Here is a 3458-nt window from a genome sequence, read left to right as displayed (position 1 = left end):
CGTGCGGGAGGGAGGGTGTGGGGTGAGGGGGAGTTAGGGGTGGAGGCGGCGGAGGGTGGCGATGTCGGCGGCGTGACCTTCGTGGCGGTCGGTGGGGGTCTCCACGAGGATGGGGACGCCGGCGGTGGCGGGGTGGCGCATCAGTTCGGCGAAGGCGGGTTCGCCGATGCTGCCCTTGCCGATGTTCTCGTGCCGGTCCCGGGTGGAGCCGCACAGGTCCTTCGAGTCGTTGGCGTGCACCAGCTGGAGCCGATCCGCGCCGACGGTCGCCACCAGGGCGTCCAGTGTCTCGGTCATGCCGCCTTCGGCGGCCAGGTCGTGCCCGGCCGCCCAGGCGTGGCAGGTGTCGAAGCAGACACCCAGCCAGGGGTGCCGGTCCACCGCGTCCAGGTAGGGGCCGAGCTGCTCCACCCGGCAGGCCAGCGACCGGCCGCCGCCCGCGCTCGGTTCGACAAGCAGCATCGGCCCGCCGCTGTCGGCGGCCGAGTCGAGCAGCGGCAGCAGGGATTCGCGTACCTGTCGCATGGCCGCCTCGGTGTGCCCGGCGTCCACCGCGCTGCCGGCGTGGAACACCACCGCGCGGGCGCCGATCGCGGTGCCCCGGCGCAGCGCGTGGGCCAGGGTCTGTTGCGATCGTTCGACCGTGGCCGGGGTCGGCGAACCCAGGTTGACCAGCAGCGACGCGTGGATGTAGGCGGCGACTCCCCGTTCGGCGCAGCCGTCGCGGAACAGGGCGTCCTGCACCGGGTCGCCGGCCGGCATCGCCCACCCGCGGGAGTTGCCGACGTAGACCTGCGCCACCTCGGAGCCGGCGGCGTCGAGGTACGGCAGCGCCGCCTTCGCCAGGCCACCGGAGGTGGGCGTGTGCGAGCCGATCGGCCGGTGGCCGGGTTGGGTAGCTGTCATCAGAAACATCCGATGGTGATCTGGGTGCCCGGTGCCACCTGCGCGTTCTCGTTCGGGTTCTGGAACCGGGCCACGGCCTCCGGGTTGAACTGCACGGCCACCGGGAAGCCCTGACTCTCCAACACCTGCTTGGCCTGCTGGCACGGCAGGTCGATGACCCTGGGTACGGTCACCAGCGGTGGACCCTCGCTGACCTCCAGCCGGATCTGGGCACCCTTCTCGACCCCGCTGCCGTCGGCCGGGCTCTGCCCGAGAACCTCGTCGCGGGGCTTGTCGGACTGTTTGTAGGTCGGTTCCACCAGGACCAGGCCGAGCTGGGCGATCTGGGTACGGGCGTCGTTGAGGCTCTTGCCGACCAGGTTCGGCACGGTGATCGGGGCGCGGCCCTTGCTCAGGATGACGGTGATCTCGTCGCCCGGCTCGACCTCCTTGCCGGCCTCCGGCTTGGTGGCCACCACCACGCCCTCGGGCAGGCCGTCGTCGTACCGGGCGTTGCCCTTGACGACCTTCAGCTGGGCGTTGACCAGGTCGGCCTCGGCCAGGTCGAACTCCTTGCCCACCACGTCGGGCATCGGGAACCGAGCCGGCCCCAACGACAGGGTCAGGGTGATGGTGCCGCCCTTGAGGATCCGGGCGGCCGAGGCGGGCTGCTGCGCCACCACGCCGTCACGTGGGATCTGCTCGTCGTGGCGTGGGTCGGCGTACTGCAGGGTGAAGCCGCCCTGCGCGGCCTGCGCCTCCGCCTGGGCCTTGGTCATGCTGACCAGCTGCGGGGTGGTGGTGTAGCGGCCCACGCCGAACCACCATCCGCCGAGAGCGGCCACCAGGCCCAGCACCACCACGACGACGGCGACCGCGAGGCGGCTGCTCGAATCGCCGAACAGCCGGGCACGCCACCCGGCAAGCTGGGAGAACCGGTTCCCGTCCTCGTCCGCAACCGCCCGACGACGCCCCCGGGTGGGCGCGCCCCCCTCCGGCAGCCGGGCCCAGGTCGGCCGCTCGGCGGGACGGACCGCTGCCACCACCATGGTCGGCTGGGCGACCGCCGGGCCGTCGGAGACCGCAGACAGCATGGTGGTCTGGGCGTTCGCGTTGCCGAGGCCGTCCCGGGCGACCTGCACCTCGGCCAGCAGGGTCCCGGCGTCGGCCGGCCGGCCCGCCGGGTCGCGGCGGGTGGCTCGGGCGACCAGGTCGTCGAGGACCTTCGGCAGGCCGGGCACCAGGGTCGACGGCACCGGTACGTCCCGATCGACGTGTTGCCACGCGATGTCGATCGGACGATCACCGTCGTACGGCACCCGGCCGGTGAGCATCTCAAACAGCACGATGCCGGTGGAGTAGACGTCGGTACGGGCGTCGGCGCGGCCGGTGGTGACAAGCTCCGGGGCGACGTACGCCACGGTTGCCATCAGTTGGTTGCCGCTGTCGTGATCGGTGCTCGCCTCAACCGCTCGGGCCAACCCGAAGTCGGTGACCTTCACGACGCTGTCGACGAGGTTGGCCGGACCGCCGCTGGGCGCTTCGGCGACGAGCACGTTCTCCGGCTTGACGTCGCGGTGCACCAGCCCGGCCCGGTGGGCGGTGGCGAGCGCGGCGAGTATCTGCTCGGTGATGGCCAGCGCCTCGTCCGGGTTGAGCCGACGCCGCTCGGTCAGCACCTCACGCAGGGTGCGCCCGCGGACGTACTCCATGACCAGGTACGGCCGCCCGCCATGGGTGCCCTGGTCGTAGACCGCCACCACGTTGGGGTGGGTCAGCCGGGCGATCGTCTTGGCCTCGTCGGTGAACCGCTCGACGAAGCCGGCCAGGCCGGCACGATCGGTCGGCCCCTGCGACGAGTGAATGATTTTGACCGCCACGGTGCGTTCGAGTCGCTCGTCGGTGGCGGTGTACACGGTCGCCATGCCGCCACGGGCGACGCGACCGCGGATGCGGTAACGCCCGTCGATCAGCGAGCCCAGCAACGTGTCGGCGACCTGTGTGTCCATCGGCAGGCAGTCTATGTGTCGGGGGATGAAGGTTGAACAGGATGCTACCGCCGAGCGGACCTTCTCGGGCCCGCCGTGGCGTGACAGACTGTGGTCGATCCTGGTCAGGGTGGGTGCCGGGAGGCTGTTGACCTGGTGCCGGGAGGACGTGGCAGGGTGGTCGAGTGACCGACTCCGTACCCACCGACAACGCCGCGCCGAGGACCACCGGGCCGACGGACTGGCTGACCCTGCCGGACGTCGCCGAGCGGCTCGACCTGACGATCAGCAAGGTGCACCAGAAGATCAGGGATCGGGAACTGATCGCGGCACGCCGCGACGGTGTCCGCCGGATTCCGGCCGACCTGGTGGCCAATGCCACCGTACTCAAGCACCTGCCCGGCGTGCTGAACCTGCTGGCGGACGCCGGCTACGACGACGAGGCGGCGCTGCGCTGGCTCTACGAGCCCGACCCGACGCTGCCCGGTGGCACCCCCGCCACCGCCCTCGGCGGCGACCAGGCCCGCGAAATCAAACGCCGCGCCCAAGCCCTCGGCTTCTAACCCACCCCACCCCACCCTCCCA

At 71.7% G+C, this 3458-nt stretch carries 3 protein-coding genes; 1 reads left to right on the top strand and 2 read right to left on the bottom strand.

All coding sequences use genetic code 11. From position 1 onward, the window contains the following. Nucleotides 1-33 precede the first annotated feature (33 nt). Nucleotides 34-906, bottom strand: coding sequence for a deoxyribonuclease IV (locus C1A38_RS30290; protein ID WP_102661090.1), 873 nt, complete (start codon nucleotides 904-906; stop codon nucleotides 34-36). Then, on the bottom strand, nucleotides 906-2894 hold the full coding sequence (gene pknB, locus C1A38_RS30285) for a Stk1 family PASTA domain-containing Ser/Thr kinase (RefSeq protein WP_102661089.1): 1989 nt from the start codon (nucleotides 2892-2894) through the stop codon (nucleotides 906-908). The genes C1A38_RS30290 and pknB overlap by 1 nt, the downstream gene beginning before the upstream one ends. A 164-nt stretch (nucleotides 2895-3058) precedes the next feature. Between pknB and C1A38_RS30280 the strand changes: the two genes are divergently transcribed. Next, nucleotides 3059-3436: an Rv2175c family DNA-binding protein gene (locus tag C1A38_RS30280; protein WP_102661088.1), complete on the top strand. Its 378-nt coding sequence runs from the start codon at nucleotides 3059-3061 to the stop codon at nucleotides 3434-3436. The last annotated feature ends 22 nt before the right edge of the window (nucleotides 3437-3458 follow it).

It is taken from the genome of Verrucosispora sp. ts21 (genome assembly GCF_002879555.1).
GTDB lineage: Bacteria > Actinomycetota > Actinomycetes > Mycobacteriales > Micromonosporaceae > Micromonospora > Micromonospora gifhornensis.
The sequence above is the reverse complement of the archived record's forward strand: the minus strand, read 5'-3'. Positions and strand labels throughout refer to the sequence as shown.

Coding starts and splice junctions, on each gene's coding strand:
- pknB (WP_102661089.1), bottom strand. CDS start 2,894: ATGGACACACAGGTCGCCGACACGTTGCTGGGCTCGCTGATCGACGGG.
- C1A38_RS30290 (WP_102661090.1), bottom strand. CDS start 906: ATGACAGCTACCCAACCCGGCCACCGGCCGATCGGCTCGCACACGCCC.